This window comes from Primorskyibacter aestuariivivens (assembly GCF_028023675.1).
Classification (GTDB): domain Bacteria; phylum Pseudomonadota; class Alphaproteobacteria; order Rhodobacterales; family Rhodobacteraceae; genus Marinovum; species Marinovum aestuariivivens.
In genome coordinates, this window is record NZ_JAQIOZ010000019.1 from 26,933 (window position 1) to 43,106 (window position 16,174).

Annotated in this window: 17 protein-coding genes; 14 read left to right on the forward strand and 3 right to left on the reverse strand. The window is 59.7% G+C overall.

Going from position 1 to position 16,174, the window contains the following annotated elements; translation table 11 throughout:
• Positions 1-9 precede the first annotated feature (9 nt).
• The 3 genes from recF to gyrB all read left to right on the forward strand — a co-directional run bounded on the left by recF (position 10) and on the right by gyrB (position 4,186).
• Positions 10-1,116, forward strand: coding sequence for a DNA replication/repair protein RecF (gene recF / locus PGB28_RS17295; RefSeq protein WP_271422784.1), 1,107 nt, complete (start codon positions 10-12; stop codon positions 1,114-1,116).
• The gene (locus PGB28_RS17300; protein ID WP_271422785.1) at positions 1,113-1,655 is read left to right on the forward strand and encodes a DUF1697 domain-containing protein; all 543 of its coding nucleotides are present in this window, start codon (positions 1,113-1,115) and stop codon (positions 1,653-1,655) included. The genes recF and PGB28_RS17300 overlap by 4 nt, the downstream gene beginning before the upstream one ends.
• A gap of 113 nt (positions 1,656-1,768) precedes the next feature.
• On the forward strand, positions 1,769-4,186 hold the full coding sequence (gene gyrB / locus PGB28_RS17305; protein WP_271422786.1) for a DNA topoisomerase (ATP-hydrolyzing) subunit B: 2,418 nt from the start codon (positions 1,769-1,771) through the stop codon (positions 4,184-4,186).
• 20 nt (positions 4,187-4,206) lie between these two features.
• Here the strand turns inward: gyrB and PGB28_RS17310 are convergent, their stop codons facing one another.
• The 3 genes from PGB28_RS17310 to PGB28_RS17320 are packed head-to-tail and all read right to left on the reverse strand — an operon-like array spanning position 4,207 to position 6,069.
• The gene (locus PGB28_RS17310) at positions 4,207-5,265 is read right to left on the reverse strand and encodes a YeeE/YedE family protein (protein ID WP_271422787.1); all 1,059 of its coding nucleotides are present in this window, start codon (positions 5,263-5,265) and stop codon (positions 4,207-4,209) included.
• A 34-nt stretch (positions 5,266-5,299) separates the two neighbouring features.
• Positions 5,300-5,650, reverse strand: a complete 351-nt coding sequence (locus PGB28_RS17315; protein WP_271422788.1) for an ArsR/SmtB family transcription factor — start codon at positions 5,648-5,650, stop codon at positions 5,300-5,302.
• A 44-nt stretch (positions 5,651-5,694) separates the two neighbouring features.
• Positions 5,695-6,069: a hypothetical protein gene (locus PGB28_RS17320; RefSeq protein WP_408636276.1), complete on the reverse strand. Its 375-nt coding sequence runs from the start codon at positions 6,067-6,069 to the stop codon at positions 5,695-5,697.
• 75 nt (positions 6,070-6,144) lie between these two features.
• Here PGB28_RS17320 and PGB28_RS17325 point away from each other — a divergent pair, with 75 nt between their 5' ends.
• From PGB28_RS17325 to PGB28_RS17375, 11 genes are all read left to right on the forward strand, one after another.
• A complete protein-coding gene (locus tag PGB28_RS17325) occupies positions 6,145-6,885 on the forward strand; it encodes a cytochrome c biogenesis CcdA family protein (protein WP_271422789.1) in 741 nt (246 codons plus the stop codon).
• A 20-nt stretch (positions 6,886-6,905) separates the two neighbouring features.
• A complete protein-coding gene (locus PGB28_RS17330; protein ID WP_271422790.1) occupies positions 6,906-7,484 on the forward strand; it encodes a thioredoxin family protein in 579 nt (192 codons plus the stop codon).
• Between the two features lie 122 nt (positions 7,485-7,606).
• On the forward strand, positions 7,607-8,086 hold the full coding sequence (gene soxX / locus PGB28_RS17335; protein ID WP_271422791.1) for a sulfur oxidation c-type cytochrome SoxX: 480 nt from the start codon (positions 7,607-7,609) through the stop codon (positions 8,084-8,086).
• A gap of 35 nt (positions 8,087-8,121) precedes the next feature.
• Entirely contained in the window at positions 8,122-8,538 is a 417-nt protein-coding gene (gene soxY, locus PGB28_RS17340; RefSeq protein ID WP_271422792.1) for a thiosulfate oxidation carrier protein SoxY, read from the forward strand.
• Positions 8,539-8,559: 21 nt separating this feature from the next.
• On the forward strand, positions 8,560-8,889 hold the full coding sequence (gene soxZ / locus PGB28_RS17345; RefSeq protein ID WP_271422793.1) for a thiosulfate oxidation carrier complex protein SoxZ: 330 nt from the start codon (positions 8,560-8,562) through the stop codon (positions 8,887-8,889).
• A gap of 90 nt (positions 8,890-8,979) precedes the next feature.
• Positions 8,980-9,831, forward strand: coding sequence for a sulfur oxidation c-type cytochrome SoxA (soxA, locus tag PGB28_RS17350; RefSeq protein ID WP_271422794.1), 852 nt, complete (start codon positions 8,980-8,982; stop codon positions 9,829-9,831).
• Between the two features lie 101 nt (positions 9,832-9,932).
• Positions 9,933-11,630 (forward strand): thiosulfohydrolase SoxB, encoded by a 1,698-nt coding sequence (gene soxB, locus PGB28_RS17355; protein ID WP_271422795.1) that lies wholly within the window; start codon positions 9,933-9,935, stop codon positions 11,628-11,630.
• 27 nt (positions 11,631-11,657) lie between these two features.
• Entirely contained in the window at positions 11,658-12,941 is a 1,284-nt protein-coding gene (soxC, locus tag PGB28_RS17360; protein ID WP_271422796.1) for a sulfite dehydrogenase, read from the forward strand.
• Positions 12,925-14,142, forward strand: coding sequence for a c-type cytochrome (locus tag PGB28_RS17365; RefSeq protein WP_271422797.1), 1,218 nt, complete (start codon positions 12,925-12,927; stop codon positions 14,140-14,142). Before soxC ends, PGB28_RS17365 begins: the two co-directional genes overlap by 17 nt.
• Positions 14,143-14,146: 4 nt before the next feature.
• Positions 14,147-14,851 (forward strand): c-type cytochrome, encoded by a 705-nt coding sequence (locus PGB28_RS17370; protein ID WP_271422798.1) that lies wholly within the window; start codon positions 14,147-14,149, stop codon positions 14,849-14,851.
• 23 nt (positions 14,852-14,874) lie between these two features.
• Positions 14,875-16,140 (forward strand): NAD(P)/FAD-dependent oxidoreductase, encoded by a 1,266-nt coding sequence (locus PGB28_RS17375; protein WP_271422799.1) that lies wholly within the window; start codon positions 14,875-14,877, stop codon positions 16,138-16,140.
• The last annotated feature ends 34 nt before the right edge of the window (positions 16,141-16,174 follow it).

Sequence of the window (16,174 nt, forward strand, 5' to 3'; positions counted from 1 at the left end):
TGCTGCCCGATGAAATCCGCCTTTCTGTCTCATCTGAGCCTGTCGCATTTCCGCTCGCACAAACGGGTTGAATTGGATTGCGACGCGCGTCCCGTCGCGATCCATGGCCCCAATGGCGCGGGTAAGACCAATATCCTCGAAGCGGTTTCACTCTTCTCACCGGGGCGCGGATTGCGCCGCGCCAGTGCCGAGGACATGACGCGACGCCCCGAGGCGTTGGGCTGGAAGCTGACGGGACTTCTGAGGCTGGATGAGCGGACTTATGAGATCGAAAGCCGGTCGGAAAAAGGCGCATCCCGGCAAGTGCGGATAGATGGCAAACCCGCGGCGCAGGTGGCTTTGGCCGGGCTGGCCCGTGTGCTCTGGCTCATCCCGAATATGGACCGGCTCTGGATCGAAGGGGCCGAGGGGCGGCGCCGTTTCCTCGATCGCATGACGCTGAGTTTTCGCCCCGATCACGCGAGCGAGGTGCTTGACTACGAAAAGGCCATGCGCGAGCGCAACCGCCTGCTCAAGGAGAATGTTCGCGACCCGCATTGGTACGGCGCACTGGAAGCCCAGATGGCGCGGTCCGGGGCCCGCATCACGCAGAACAGGCAATCCGCCATCGCCCGTGTCGCGGCGGCCCAGGACGGGGCCGAGACCAGTTTTCCCACCTCGCAGCTCGAACTGATCAGCACGGACAGCGACATTCCCGAAACCGAGGAGGCTTTGCGAGATGCCTTGTCAGAGAGCCGGTTTCGCGACCTTGCCGCCGGGCGCACGCTTGTCGGCCCCCATCGCGCCGATCTCCATGCGGTCTACAAGGCCAAGGGCGTCGCGGCGCGGGATTGTTCGACGGGCGAGCAAAAGGCGCTCTTGATTTCCCTCGTGCTGGCCAATGCACGGGCGCTGGCGGCGGATACCGGCCTGCCGCCGATCCTTTTGCTGGACGAGGTTGCGGCCCATCTGGACAGGGCGCGCAGGGCCGCACTGTTCGACGAAATCTGTGCCTTGGGGGCGCAGGCATGGATGACAGGGACTGGCATGGAACTGTTCGAAGAGCTTGGCGACCGGGCGCAGTATATCGAAGTTAACGAAGAGGATGGTACATCGGTGCTGGGAGGTGCGACATGAGCACTGAAATCATACTTTTGCGCGGCATCAATGTCGGTGGACGCCACAGGTTGCCTATGCAGGACCTGCGACATATGGCGATTGCCTGTGGCGCCGCCACGGCGCAAAGCTACCTGCAAAGCGGCAATCTGGTGGTTCACGGGCATGTGGATATTGCCGCGCTGGCCTCGGGAATTGAGGCGTCACACGGGTTCAGCCCCGCGATCCTGTCGCGCAGTCTTGACCAATGGCGCGACGTGGTCTCTGCCAACCCTTTCCCGGAGGTCGAAGATCACCGGGCACTGAATGTCTTTTTCCTCTCGGGGGCATCTGAGCTTCGGCAGGACGATCTTGTGCAACATGCAGGTCCGGGCGAACGCCTGCATGTCGCGTCGTCACACGTCTATCTGCATTGCCCGGCGCTCATGTCCGGCTCAAAAATCGCACCGAAACTTGAACGTTTGACGGTCGGGGAGGCCACGGCGCGCAACTGGCGCACGGTGGCCGCATTGCTGGATATGGCGGAAGCCATGGATGCGGCGGAAACCGGCGAGTCCTGAACCCAGATCACTGTCGTGGCGTCACATCGCCAATCCACAAAATATTGTGTCAGACGCGTGACATACATGGCGAAAACACGTATATTTCGCGCGACAGAACAACAAGGCATCTCATGTCCGAGCAAGAAAATGCCGCGCCGGAATACGGCGCAGATTCCATTAAGGTTCTCAAAGGCTTAGAAGCGGTCCGCAAACGTCCCGGAATGTATATCGGGGATACGGATGACGGCTCGGGCCTGCATCATATGGTGTATGAGGTCGTCGATAACGGTATTGACGAGGCACTGGCCGGTCACGCCGACTATGTGCATGTGAAAATCCACGCCGACAGCTCCGTTTCGGTGCGCGACAATGGCCGCGGAATCCCGGTCGATCTGCACGAGGAAGAGGGCGTCTCAGCCGCCGAGGTCATCATGACCCAGCTGCACGCGGGCGGCAAATTCGACAGCAACTCCTACAAGGTCTCCGGCGGTCTGCACGGCGTGGGCGTGTCGGTAGTGAACGCGCTGTCGGTCTGGCTGGAACTGCGGGTCTGGCGCAATGGCAAGGAGCATTTCGCCAAGTTCGAACATGGTGAAACGTCCGAGCATCTGCGCGTTGTTGGTGATTCCGAGGGTGACACCGGGACCGAGGTGCGGTTCCTGGCGTCAACGGACACATTCTCGAACCTCGAATACAGCTTCGAGACGCTGGAAAAGCGCTTGCGCGAATTGGCCTTCCTCAATTCCGGCGTGCGCATCATCCTCGAAGACGAACGCCCCGCAGAGCCGGTGAAAAGCGAGCTGTTCTATGAGGGCGGCGTCAAGGAATTCGTCAAATATGTGGACCGCCACAAGACCGCGATGATCGAAGACCCGATTTATGTGATCGGGGAACGTGACGAGATCGGTGTCGAAGTGGCGATGTGGTGGAATGACAGCTACCACGAAACCGTGCTGCCCTTTACCAACAATATCCCGCAGCGCGATGGCGGCACGCATCTGGCGGGCTTCCGTGGCGCGCTGACCCGCACGATCCAGAAATACGCGCAGGAAAGCGGGATCGCGAAAAAGGAAAAGGTGAATTTCACCGGTGATGACGCGCGCGAAGGTCTGACCTGTGTGCTCTCGGTCAAGGTGCCGGATCCGAAATTCTCCAGCCAGACCAAGGACAAGCTGGTCAGTTCCGAGGTGCGTCCGGCAGTTGAAAACCTTGTCGGAGAGAAACTCTCCGAGTGGTTCGAGGAGAACCCGAACGAGGCCAAGTTGATCGTTGGCAAGATCATCGAGGCGGCGCTGGCCCGCGAGGCCGCCCGCAAGGCGCGCGAACTGACCCGGCGCAAGACGGCGATGGATGTGAACTACCTTGCCGGAAAGCTCAAGGATTGTTCCGAAAAAGATCCGTCCAAGACCGAAATCTTCATCGTCGAGGGCGATAGCGCAGGGGGATCGGCGCAGACGGGCCGTGACCGGGGTACCCAGGCCATCCTGCCGCTCAAAGGCAAGATCCTCAACGTCGAACGCGCGCGTTTTGACCGGATGCTCGGCTCGCAGGAGATTGGCAATCTGGTCATGGCGCTGGGCACCGGCATTGGCCGGGATGAGTTCAACATCGACAAGCTGCGCTACCACAAGATCGTCATCATGACGGACGCGGATGTGGATGGCGCGCATATCCGGACGCTTCTTCTCACCTTCTTCTACAGGCAGATGCCGGAACTGATCGAAGGGGGTTACCTCTATATCGCACAGCCGCCGCTCTACAAAGTGAGCCGGGGCAAGTCCGAGGTCTACCTCAAGGATCAGGCGTCGCTGGATGACTACCTGATCCATCAGGGGACCGAAGGCGCGGTGCTCAAGCTGGCCAGCGGTGAAGAAATCATTGGCCAGGATCTGGTGCGCGTGGTCGACGAGGCACGCCAACTCAAGCGCGTTCTGGATGCTTTTCCGACGCATTACCCGCGTCACATTCTGGAACAGGCGGCGATTGCCGGGGCCTTTGTGCCGGGCGCTGTGGATGCCGACCTGCAGGGGGTGGCGGACAAGGTTGCTGAACGGCTCAACATGATTGCGCTGGAATATGAACGCGGCTGGCAGGGCCGGATTACTCAGGACATGGGCATCCGGCTGGCGCGCATCCTGCGTGGTGTCGAAGAGGTGCGCACGCTGGATGGCCCTATGCTGCGATCGGGCGAGGCCCGCAAGACAGGCTCATTCACCAAGGCGTTGCAGGATGTCTATTCAACGGCCTGCACCTTGCACCGCAAGGATCGGCATCAGCTGATCCAAGGGCCGATTACATTGCTTGAGGCGATCCTCGAAGAGGGGGAAAAGGGCAACACGCTGCAGCGTTATAAAGGATTGGGCGAAATGAACCCCGACCAGCTTTGGGAAACCACGCTGGACCCGGATGCGCGCACGCTTTTGCAGGTCAAGATCGACGACGTGGCCGAGGCCGATGACATGTTCACCAAGCTGATGGGTGACGTGGTCGAACCGCGCCGCGAATTCATCCAGAAAAACGCCCTGAGCGTGGAAAACCTCGACTTCTGAGGCGCAATTCGCACCGGTGGTTATTCCGCCGGTGCGAACCCCATAACCAGCTGTCGCAGCCCGATATAGCTGCCTGCAAGGATCGAAATCAGAGTGACCGGAGCGCTGTAGGCCAATAGCGACATCGCCGAAAGCCCTTGTCCCACGCTGCATCCAACCGCAAGTGCCGCACCGAACCCCATCAGGACCGCGCCACCGATCTGGCGGCGCAATTCCCGCGGGTCGTCACAGGCTTCCCACCGAAAATGCCCCTTGAACATCGACCCGATAAAGGCGCCGGTCAGAACGCCCAAGACCGATCCCATGCCAAAGCTGAGCGTCAGCCCGGAGGACAGCATCGCATAGAGGATGGTGTCGCCCAGCGGGGCCGAGAAGGTGTGCGAGACAACCGGCAAGCCCTCCCACCCCTCACGGGCGACCCATGCGGTGCCCGCCCAGCCCAGTGTAATGGCCAGCCCGACTATCGCGCCCCAGAAAATCGTGCGTCCAGAGCGGCGCACATGGCTTGGCCAGATCACGGCCAATAGAATGAGCACACCGATTCCAACACCGATCATGGGAGCAGACAGGCCGGTCGCGCGGCTGATCGCATGGGCAAAACCCGGTAGCGCATCACCAGAGGTTTCCACCACCGGAAAGACGGTGGTGCGCAATTCCGCCAACGGACCGGACAGCGCGACATAGGCCGAAATCCCGGTGACCAGCACGATCACAAAGGCCCGCAGATCACCACCGCCAAGACGGGCCAGCGCGCCAAAGCCGCAATTGCCGCTGATCGCCATCCCGTAGCCAAAGATCAGCCCGCCAAAAATGCTGCCGAGCGGGCGCCACTCCTGTGCAAGATACGCGGGCGCCGCAGCGTCCAGCCATCCGAACCCGATGATCCCAAAGGTCCCGATCACCGCAGTTCCGATGGCAACGCCCCACATGCGCAGGCGCAGATCGCTACTGGAATAGAAATAGTCCTCGATGGCCCCGAGCGTGCAGAACCGGCCCAGACGAGCAGCGAGACCAAGCAGGCACCCGCTGACCAGACCGACCAAAGCGACGAGCACAGATTCGCTGGCAAGCTCAATCAACCGTCTTCACCTCCCGTTGAAGCGGTGCCGGGTCTCAGTCCGGGGTTCCCGGCTCTGCCCGGCAGAACAAATCATAGACGATTTCCATAATCTGGCGGGGGCGGTCGTCGGTCAAGGAATAGTAGATTGCCTTGCCATCACGTCTTGGTTTGACCAACCCTTCGAGCCGCAGGCGGGACAGTTGTTGCGAAACAGCAGCCTGACGCGCCGAGAGCAGGTCTTCAAGCTCGGTCACGGATTTTTCGCCAGTGGCCAGATGGCACAGAATCATCAAGCGTCCCTCGTGGCCAATGGCCTTGAGGAAATTGGAGGCGCGCGTCGCATTCTCCATCATGCGTTCGAGATCTTCGTCGCATGTATTCTGGTCAAATACAGGAAGATCCATAGCCTGACCTTTCACATTGCAGTTCGTTGGGGCCGAGACGTCTTTCATCCCGCGGCCTCAGAGGCCGTTGCGCGGGCGATCATCTGGGTCAGCAGTCCCCAGAAAAAATCCTCACCCGGGTAACCTTCTATCCGCGACACTTCCTTACCGTCCAGCATCAGAACAAAAGTTGGCGTGAAGTGTAGCGAACGTGCAAAGGACAGATCGTCAGGCGTCGGGTCACGAATGTCGATCCGGCGCAGCGGCGCGGCCTGACCTTCCGGCGTTTTCGGATAAATCTCCGAGATCTCTTCATTCCAGCGCGCGCACCAAATGCAGCCGGGTTCTTCGACCATAATCAGCGTCATCTGGGCGGCTGCAACACCGGCCAGGAAAAGCCAGCTCAGACCGGCGAGAAAGAATGTGCGAATAGGGTTCATGGCTTTTGATTGACCGCCTCAGGATTACTTAGCATAATTTGAATATGTGAATTTTTCAAGCTGGGCGAGCCCGATATGTTTGACGTCACCTTTGTCGGCGCGCTGATTGCTGGACTATTGTCCTTTCTGTCGCCCTGTATCCTGCCGATTGTGCCTTTTTATCTCAGCTACCTTGCCGGTGTCGGAATGAATCAGGTCTCGGCCGATGCCGAAATATCGCCCGCCGTGCGCCGCCGCGCGGTGCTGGCCGCTACGATGTTTGCCCTGGGCGTGATCACGGTTTTCATGGGCCTCGGCGCGACGGCCACCGCCTTTGGCCAGATGGTGCGCGACTATTTCGACATCCTGCGCTGGGTCGCAGCGGCGATCATCATCGCCATGGGGCTGCACTTCCTGGGCGTGATCCGGATTGGATTTCTTTACCGGCAATTCCGGGCCGAGACCGGGGAAACCAGCAACCTGAGCCTTGTTGGGGCCTTTGTCATTGGGCTGGCCTTTGCCTTTGGCTGGACGCCCTGTGTGGGTCCTGTCCTGGCCGCGATCCTCTTTACGGCCGCCGGTCAGGACACCGCATCGACCGGAGCGCTTCTGCTCTTTGTTTACGGGCTGGGCATGACTCTGCCCTTCATCGTCGCCGCGATGTTCATCGGTCCTTTCATGCGCTGGATGCAACGGTTCCGCCGACATCTGCCCAAGATCGAACGGGCCATGGGCGTTCTGCTCATCGTGTTCGGCGTGCTCATTGCCACGGATTCGATAAACTACATCGCACAATGGATGTTGGAGACCTTCCCGGTCTTCATGCAAATCGGCTGAACAGCCGAAGGGAGGATAAAATGAAACGGATTCTGGCGACACTTGCGGCACTTTTTCTGACCCTTCCGGTCATGGGTGCCGAGCTTGGGGCCGATGGGCTGCACAAGGCCGATTGGATGCGCGACACGTTCAAGGACCTGCGTGAAGATCTGGCCGAGGCGAACGCAGAGGGAAAGCGTCTCGTATTGTTCTTTGAGCAACGTGGTTGCACCTACTGTGCGAAAATGCACAAAGAAGTCTTTCCAGATCCGCGCATCACCAAGATGCTTGAAGAGGACTATTTCGTGGTGCAGCTCAACCTGCATGGGGACATCGAAGTGATCGATTTCGACGGCGAAGCACTGCCGGAAAAAGCCATGGCGCGAAAGTGGGGGATTCTCTTTACACCGACAATCATGTTCCTGCCTGAAGAGGTCGAAGACGACAAAAGCGCTGTACAGGCGGCGGTTGCCGCAATGCCGGGCGCCTTTTCGGCGAGCACAACGTTCGACCTTTTCAAATGGGTGCATGAAAAGCGCTACGAGCTTGATAATGGGGAAGATTTTCAGCGTTATCACGCGCGCATGATCCAAGAACGCAGCAACGGCAAGAGTGATTAACGCGCGACAAAATGCGCCAGTAATTCACAAAGATGAATTTGTTGTTGCGTCTTGGGGGTGCGGTCCACTACGGTATGCCGAGCTACCGATCCAATGACAAGGCAGCATCCTAGGGAGGGACCATGAGGCTTACGACACTTGCAGTGGCGGCAACACTATTGACTGCCGGGAGCGCGATCGCAGAGATCGTTGCGCCGGGTGATGTTGACTATGATGAATACGGGGCCATCGCGGCGTCTTTGACCGGTCAGGCCGGTGATGCGGCCAGCGGTGCCATGATTATGACCAATCGCGGCAAGGGCAACTGCGTCGCCTGTCACGACGTCACCGCGCTCAAGGATGCGCCGTTCCATGGCGAGGTTGGCCCGAGCCTTGACGGGACCGGATCGCGCTGGAGCGAAGCGGAACTCCGCGGTCTGGTAGCCAACGCCAAAAAGACTTTTGACGGGACAGTCATGCCTGCCTTCTACAAGACCGACGGCTTCACCCGCCCGGGTGACGGCTATACCGGCAAGGCGGCACAGGGCGAAATTGAGCCGATTCTGTCGGCTCAGGAAATCGAGGATGTGGTGGCGTTTCTCATGACGCTGACGGACGAATAAGTCCGGCCACCAAGCTAAGACTAAGGAGAGTGATGATGGACTTCACGCGACGCGAGACATTGGCCATGGGTGCCGGTGCGGCGCTTCTGACCGTCCTGCCGTTCCGCGCAAACGCGGCGGTTGACGATCTTATCAACGAATTCACCGGCGGTGCCGCCGTGGGCGATGCGGGTGTGGACCTGACCGCACCGGAGATCGCCGAAAACGGCAACACCGTTCCGATCGACGTGTCCGCCGAGGGTGCGACCGCGATCATGGTGCTGGCCGCTGGCAACCCGACCCCGCCGGTTGCCACGTTCAACTTCGGCCCGCTGGCTGCATCTCAGGCGGCTTCGACCCGGATTCGTCTGGCAGGCACACAGGATGTGATCGCCATCGCCAAACTGGCGGACGGCAGCTACGCCCGCACTTCGAAGACCGTCAAGGTCACCATCGGCGGCTGCGGCGGCTAACAGACGTAAGGAGACAGACAAATGGCAAAAGGTGTGAAACCCCGCGTCAAGGTTCCCAAGAAGGCGGCTGTCGGCGACGCCATCACGATCAAGACTCTGATCAGCCACAAGATGGAATCGGGTCAGCGCAAGGATGGTGACGGCAATGTCATTCCGCGTTCGATCATCAATCGCTTCACCTGTGACTTCAACGGTCAGAACGTGATTGACGTAACGCTGGAACCGGCAATCTCGACCAACCCGTATTTCGAGTTCGAGGCACAATTCCCTGAAGCCGGTGAGTACAAGTTCACCTGGTACGACGACGATGGCGACGTTTACGAAGAAGCCAAGCAAGTCGCGGTTGGGTAATAAACCACTGTCCTGCTCCCGGAACGGTCCGGGGGCAGGTAAGCCATCTGATCCCCGATCCGGGGCAGGGCAGCTAAGGGAGGGAACAGAATGAAATTCAAGGCACTGACGGCAGCAGCCGCATTGCTGGCGGTTTCCGGCACCGCATTCGCGGGCGGACCCGATGATGACACGCTCGTGCTTAATGGCGAGATCGAGATGGTCACCAAGACCGCCGCGCCGGAGCATATGGAAAATATCGACGAGATCATCTCGGGCTGGCATTTCCGTACTGACGAAACACAAGCGTTGCAAATGGACGACTTCGAGAACCAGGGCATGATCTTTGTCGATCAGGCCATGGAAGTCTGGAACACGGCCGAGGGCAGCGAAGGTAAATCCTGCGCCGATTGCCACGGTGATCCGGCGGACTCGATGGCCGGTGTTGCAGCGAGCTATCCGAAATTTGACGCAGACGCGGGCGAAATGCAGACCGTGCAGATGCAGGTCAATGATTGTCGCGAAGAGAATATGGGGGCCGAGCCCTGGAAATACGATTCGGGCACTGCCGTGAATATGGACGCCCTGATCGCGTCGCATTCTCGCGGTATGCCGGTCAATGTGGCCATCGATGGCGACGCGGCCCCGTACTGGGAAAAGGGCAAGGAAATCTACTATACCCGCTACGGTATTCTGGAACTGTCCTGTGCCTCCTGCCACGAGCAGAACTATGGCAACTATATCCGTGCCGACCATCTCAGCCAGGGCCAGATCAATGGTTTCCCGACCTATCGTCTGAAAAACGCCAAGCTGAACGGGTCGCATAGCCGCTTCAAGGGCTGCATTCGCGACACCCGCGCCGAGACTTTCTCGGCCGGTTCGGATGAATTCATCGCGCTTGAGCTTTACGTAAAGTCGCGCGGCAACGGCCTGTCGATCGAAGGCCCGTCCGTCCGCAACTAATCACCGAAACCCTGCGCTGGCATTTGCTGGCGCGGGGTTTTTCAGCCTAAACGCATTCACATATGCGCATGTGAAATGAATCTTAAGGAAGAGACAATCTGATGATCTCCCGCCGCGACTTTCTTCAGGTCTCCATGGCCGCATCGGCCCTCGTGGGGGCTTCTGGTTTTGGCAACTGGTCCCGACTGGCCGCTCAGCAAAGCCTGACACAGGATCAATTGCTGGAGTTTGATACGTTCGGGAATGTCTCTCTGATTCATGTCACGGACATTCATGCGCAGCTCAAGCCGATCTATTTCCGCGAACCGTCGATCAATATCGGCGTAGGCGGCAATAAAGGCGCGGTGCCGCATGTGACCGGTGCCGATTTCCGCAAGCTTTACGGCATCGACGATGGCAGCCCCTCCCATTACGCGCTGTCGTCCGGTGACTTTGCGTCGCTTGCCCAGGCCTATGGCCGTGTTGGCGGGCTGGACCGGGTGGCCACCGTGGTCAATGCCATCCGCGCGGACCGCCCCGATGCGCTGCTTCTGGATGGTGGGGACACCTGGCACGGGTCCTATACCTGCTACCAGACCGAAGGGCAGGACATGGTCAACGTGATGAATGCGTTGAACCCCGATGCCATGACCTTCCATTGGGAATTCACGTTGGGCTCTGACCGGGTGAATGAATTGGTCGAAAGCCTGCCCTATGCGGCGCTGGGTCAGAACATCTTTGACGCGGAATGGGACGAACCGGCTGAGCTGTTCAAACCCTACAAATTCTTTGAACGCGGCGGCACCAAGATCGCCGTGATCGGTCAGGCCTTCCCCTATATGCCCATCGCCAACCCGCGCTGGATGTTCCCGGAATACTCTTTCGGTATCCGCGACGAGAACATGCAGGCGATGGTCGATGAAGTGCGCGGCATGGGTGCCGAGCTTGTGGTCTGCCTGTCGCATAACGGTTTCGACGTGGACAAGAAGATGGCCAGCGTCGTCTCCGGCATCGACGTGATCCTGTCGGGGCACACACATGACGCGCTGCCCGAACCAGTGCTGGTGGGCGAGACGATCATCGTGGCCTCCGGCTCGAACGGCAAATTCGTGAGCCGCGTCGATCTTGATGTGCGCGACGGCCGGATGATGGGCTTCCGTCACAAGCTGATCCCGATCTTCTCGGACGTGATCACGCCCGACGCGGATATGACCGCGCTCATCGACGAACAACGCGCGCCTTACAAGGCCGAGCTGGAAGAGGTGATCGGCAAGACCGACTCGCTGCTCTATCGCCGTGGCAATTTCAACGGCTCCTGGGACGATCTGATCTGTGACGCGCTGATTTCCGAGCGCGAGGCTGACATCGCCATGTCGCCCGGCGTGCGCTGGGGTCCGTCGCTGATCCCCGGCGATGACATCACCCGCGAAGACATCTGGAACGTGACCTCCATGACCTATGGTCAGGCCTATCGCTCCGAGATGACCGGCGAATTCATCAAGGTGATCCTAGAAGACGTGGCCGACAACATCTTCAACCCCGACCCCTATTACCAACAGGGCGGCGACATGGTGCGGATCGGCGGCATGGGCTACCGCATCGACATCAACAAGCCGCAGGGCGAGCGGATCTCGGAAATGACCCTGCTCAAGACCGGCGAAGCGATTGACCCGACCAAAACCTACGTGGTCGCGGGCTGGGCCTCTGTGAACGAAGGCACCGAAGGGCCGATGATCTGGGACGTGGTGGAAAACCACATCCGCAAACAGGGCACCGTGTCTCTTAATCCCAACAACAGCGTCAAGGTTATTGGCGCCTAAGGCATTCAAGTAAGAGGAGTTTTGGACATGTCCGATACTTTCCAGGGCAAAGGCACCTCGCGCCGCGCCTTCCTGCGGGGCGGTGTTGCCGCCGCCGCAGGAGCGGTGGCTGCGGGGACCGCCAGCGCAAACAGCCCCGATCCGCTGATCACCGAGGTTCAGGACTGGGCTTCCGGTCTTGGCGCAGGCGTTGATGAGGTCCCCTATGGCCTGCCCATCGAGTTTGAAAGCGACGTTATCCGCCGCAATGTGGAATGGCTGACCGCCGACACGATCTCTTCGATCAACTTCACACCGATCCACGCGCTGGACGGCACCATCACGCCGCAGGGCTGCGCATTTGAGCGTCACCACTCGGGCGCGATCGAGCTGAAGAAAGAAGACTACCGCCTGATGATCAACGGGCTGGTGGATACGCCGCTGGTCTTCACCTACGAAGACCTTGAGCGCTTCCCGCGCGAAAACCACGTCTATTTCTGCGAATGCGCGGCCAATACCGGTATGGAATGGGCGGGCGCGCAACTCAACGGTGCGCAGTTCACCCATGGCATGATCCACAACATGGAATATTCCGGCGTCACCCTGCGCACCCTGCTGAACGAGGCGGGTCTGGGCGCTGCGGGCGACCTAGAGGACAAGTGGGTCTATGTAGAGGGCGCGGATGCGTCGTCGAACGGTCGCTCCATCCCGATGGAAAAAGCGCTGGACGACGTGCTGGTGGCCTTCAAGGCCAATGGCGAGGCGCTGCGCAAGGAACATGGCTATCCCGTGCGTCTTGTCGTGCCCGGTTGGGAAGGCAACATGTGGGTCAAGTGGCTGCGCCGTGTCGAAGTCATGGACGGCCCCGTGGAAAGCCGCGAGGAAACCTCGAAATACACCGACACGCTGGCCGACGGCACGAGCCGCAAATGGACCTGGGTCATGGATGCCAAATCGGTCATCACCTCGCCCTCGCCCCAGATGCCGATCAAACATGGTCACGGCCCGCTGGTCATCACCGGCATGGCCTGGTCCGGCCATGGCAAGATCGCCCGTGTGGATGTCTCAAAGGATGGCGGCATCACATGGGAGACCGCGCGTCTTGGCGCGGATGGCGCGAACAAGGCCCTGACGCGCTTCTACCTCGACACCGAATGGAACGGCGAAGACTGGCTGTTGCAGGCGCGTGCCATGGATGAAACCGGCTATGTCCAGCCGACCAAGGCCCAGCTACGCGAAGTGCGCGGCGAAAACTCCATCTACCACAACAACTGCATCCAGACATGGCATGTAAAACCCAACGGGGAGGCAGAGAATGTCGAAGTTTCCTAATCTCACCCTCTTCGGTGGCGGTGCCATCGGTTTTGTGGCGCTGGCCACGATCGCGGTGAATTTCGCCGATCGCTTTGTCGCGGAGATGCCCGAGCGCGCCGATACCGTGCCGCTGAAAATCTTTGAGAGCCCCGAACCCGAAGTGGCTGAAGCGCCGGGCGGAATTCTCGTGGGTGCGGCCAATGCGTCCGACGGCGCAGGCGCCAATTACGGTCTGGGCCGTGCTGCCCTTCCCGAAGAAATTGCCGCCTGGAACGTGGATGTGCGCCCCGACGGTTCGGGATTGCCCGAAGGGTCCGGCGATGTCTTTACCGGTGAACAAGTGTTTGTCGAGAAATGTGCCGCCTGCCACGGTGACTTTGCCGAGGGCATCGACAATTGGCCAAAGCTGGCCGGGGGTGATGGCACGCTTGCCGATGAAGACCCGCTGAAAACGGTTGGGTCCTACTGGCCCTATCTCTCGACGGTCTGGGACTATGTGCACCGCTCCATGCCGTTTGGCGCCGCACAGACCCTGACCGCGGACGAGACCTATGCCATCACGGCTTATATCCTCTACTCCAACTATATCGTCGAGGATGACTTTACCCTCAGCCACGAGAATTTCCTTGAGGTCGAAATGCCCAACGCGGACGGCTTCATCGTGGATGACCGGGCCGAGACGGAATATTCGATCTGGCGTACCGAGCCGTGCATGGAAAACTGCAAGGACAGCGTCGAAATCACCATGCGCGCGACTGTTCTGGACGTGACCCCGGAAGAAGAAGGCACGGAAGAAGCCTCCATGGACGCACCCGCCGAGGAAACCGTTGTCGAAGAGGCTGCTACCGAGGCACCCGCAGCCGAAGAAGCGCCCGTGGAAACCGCTGCACTTGATCCCGCGCTGGTTGCCGATGGCGAAAAGGTCTTCAAGAAATGCAAGTCCTGCCATCAGGTCGGAGACGGGGCCAAGAACCGCACCGGTCCGATGCTCAACGGTATCGTTGGCCATCCGGTCGGGGCCGTTGACGGCTTCAAATACTCCAAGGCCATGGCCGAGGCTGGCGAAGGCGGGCTTGTCTGGACCGAGGAAGAGCTCAAGGCGTTTCTGGCCAAGCCACGGGACTACATGAATGGCACCAAAATGTCGTTCAGCGGTCTGCGCAAGGACGAGGATCTCGACGCAATTGTTGAATACCTGAAGTCATTTGCTGCAGAGTAGCGGCATGTGGCGTTCAGCTTTCACGATTCTGGCATTGGCGGTCTGCATAGTGCAGGCGGCCAATGCGCAGGCGCTTGGAGACCCGGACAAGGGTGAAAAGCTGTTTGCCCAGTGCAAGGGCTGCCACCAAGTGGGGCAGGGGGCCAAGGACCGCGTTGGCCCGCACCTGAACTTCCTGTTTGGCAGGCGCGCCGGGGCACATGAGGGATACCGGTATTCCAAGGACCTTGCCCGCGCGGGTGCCAATGGTCTTGAATGGCATGCCGACACGCTCGATATCTATATCGAAAACCCCAAAAACCTGGTTTCCGGCACGCGGATGAGTTTCCGCGGGATGAAAGACCCCGAAGACCGGGCTGATCTCTTGGCCTATCTGCGGAAATTCTCCGATAACCCGGCAAATATTCCCGAGGCCGATCCAACAGCCACAGGCACGGATCACGATGTGGACCCGGAAATCCTCGCCATTGTGGGGGACCCGGAATATGGCGAGTATCTCTCTTCTGAATGCACCACCTGCCATCAGGCAGATGGCGGTGACAGCGGCATTCCGTCGATCACGCTCTGGCCCGAAGAGGACTTCGTGATCGCCATGTACGCCTACAAGACCAAACGCCGGAACCATCCGGTCATGCAGATGATCGCCGGGCGCTTGTCCGACGAAGAGATTGCGGCACTTGCCGCATATTTTGGGGCGCTCGAACCCTGAGCGTCCAGCGAAGGGAGGAACCTATGAAACTGAACAGACGCGCCTTTTTAGGCTCGGCGACTGCGGCCGCGGCATCAACTGCGCCCATGGTTCGCGCGGCGGGCCATGGCAAGCCGCGCGTTGTGGTTGTCGGAGGTGGTGCGGGCGGCGCCACGGCGGCACGCTACATCGCGAAAGACAGCAAGGGCGAGATCGATGTCACTCTGATCGAACCGACGCGGCACTACTATACCTGCTTCTTCTCGAACCTTTACCTTGGCGGTTTTCGTACGTTGGAAAGCATTGGCCATTCCTATGGCACGCTGGCCATCGAATACGGGATCAACGTCGTGCATGACTGGGCCACCGGTGTGGACCGGGACGCCAAGACGGTGGCGCTCGCGGGTGGCGGCAGGGTGCCCTATGACAAGCTGATCCTGTCCCCCGGCATCGACTTTGTTGATGGTGCTGTGCCCGGTTGGGACCAGTCCAAGCAACACATCATGCCTCACGCCTACAAGGCCGGATCGCAGACCGAGCTTCTCAGGGCGCAGGTCATGGCGATGCCCGAAGGCGGCACCTTTGTGATGGTGGCCCCACCGAACCCGTTCCGCTGCCCCCCGGGGCCTTATGAGCGCATTTCGATGGTGGCGCATGTACTGAAGGAAACCAATCCGACGGCCAAGATCATCGTCGCGGACCCGAAGGCGAAATTCTCGAAACAGACGCTGTTCGAGAATGGCTGGACCAAATATTACAGCGGCATGATCGAGCGGATTGGTCCGGATTTCGGGGGTGGAAACGTGAGCGTTAATACCGATGAGATGACCGTTGATATCGACGGGGAAATCGTAAAGGCTGACGTCTGCAACGTGATCCCCGCCCAGAAAGCAGGCCGCATCGCAGAGCTTGCCGGCGTGACGGATGGCAACTGGGCTCCGATCAACCCCTCTGACATGTCCAGCAAGGCGGATCCGGATATCTATGTTCTGGGTGACGCCGCGCTGCAGGGCGACATGCCGAAATCCGGCTTCGCCGCCAACAGCCAAGCCAAGGTCTGCGCTAACGCCGTGCGCGGCGCACTGACAGATTCGCGCGTTTTCCCGGCGAAATTCGCCAATACCTGCTGGTCCCTGATCACCACTAATGACGGGATCAAGGTGGGTGCCGCTTACGAGCCGACTGAGGAAAAGATCGCCTCGGTCGACAGCTTTGTCAGCCAGGTAGGCGAAGACGAAGCCACGCGGGAGGCGACCTATCAGGAAAGTCTCGGCTGGTATGACGGCATCACGTCCGACATGTTCGGCTGAACCACATCGAAACCATGGCACTCGCGTCCCCAAT

Coding starts and splice junctions, on each gene's coding strand:
- recF (WP_271422784.1), top strand. CDS start 10: ATGAAATCCGCCTTTCTGTCTCATCTGAGCCTGTCGCATTTCCGCTCG.
- PGB28_RS17300 (WP_271422785.1), top strand. CDS start 1,113: ATGAGCACTGAAATCATACTTTTGCGCGGCATCAATGTCGGTGGACGC.
- gyrB (WP_271422786.1), top strand. CDS start 1,769: ATGTCCGAGCAAGAAAATGCCGCGCCGGAATACGGCGCAGATTCCATT.
- PGB28_RS17315 (WP_271422788.1), bottom strand. CDS start 5,650: ATGGATCTTCCTGTATTTGACCAGAATACATGCGACGAAGATCTCGAA.
- PGB28_RS17320 (WP_408636276.1), bottom strand. CDS start 6,069: ATGAACCCTATTCGCACATTCTTTCTCGCCGGTCTGAGCTGGCTTTTC.
- PGB28_RS17325 (WP_271422789.1), top strand. CDS start 6,145: ATGTTTGACGTCACCTTTGTCGGCGCGCTGATTGCTGGACTATTGTCC.
- PGB28_RS17330 (WP_271422790.1), top strand. CDS start 6,906: ATGAAACGGATTCTGGCGACACTTGCGGCACTTTTTCTGACCCTTCCG.
- soxX (WP_271422791.1), top strand. CDS start 7,607: ATGAGGCTTACGACACTTGCAGTGGCGGCAACACTATTGACTGCCGGG.
- soxY (WP_271422792.1), top strand. CDS start 8,122: ATGGACTTCACGCGACGCGAGACATTGGCCATGGGTGCCGGTGCGGCG.
- soxZ (WP_271422793.1), top strand. CDS start 8,560: ATGGCAAAAGGTGTGAAACCCCGCGTCAAGGTTCCCAAGAAGGCGGCT.
- soxA (WP_271422794.1), top strand. CDS start 8,980: ATGAAATTCAAGGCACTGACGGCAGCAGCCGCATTGCTGGCGGTTTCC.
- soxB (WP_271422795.1), top strand. CDS start 9,933: ATGATCTCCCGCCGCGACTTTCTTCAGGTCTCCATGGCCGCATCGGCC.
- soxC (WP_271422796.1), top strand. CDS start 11,658: ATGTCCGATACTTTCCAGGGCAAAGGCACCTCGCGCCGCGCCTTCCTG.
- PGB28_RS17365 (WP_271422797.1), top strand. CDS start 12,925: ATGTCGAAGTTTCCTAATCTCACCCTCTTCGGTGGCGGTGCCATCGGT.
- PGB28_RS17370 (WP_271422798.1), top strand. CDS start 14,147: ATGTGGCGTTCAGCTTTCACGATTCTGGCATTGGCGGTCTGCATAGTG.
- PGB28_RS17375 (WP_271422799.1), top strand. CDS start 14,875: ATGAAACTGAACAGACGCGCCTTTTTAGGCTCGGCGACTGCGGCCGCG.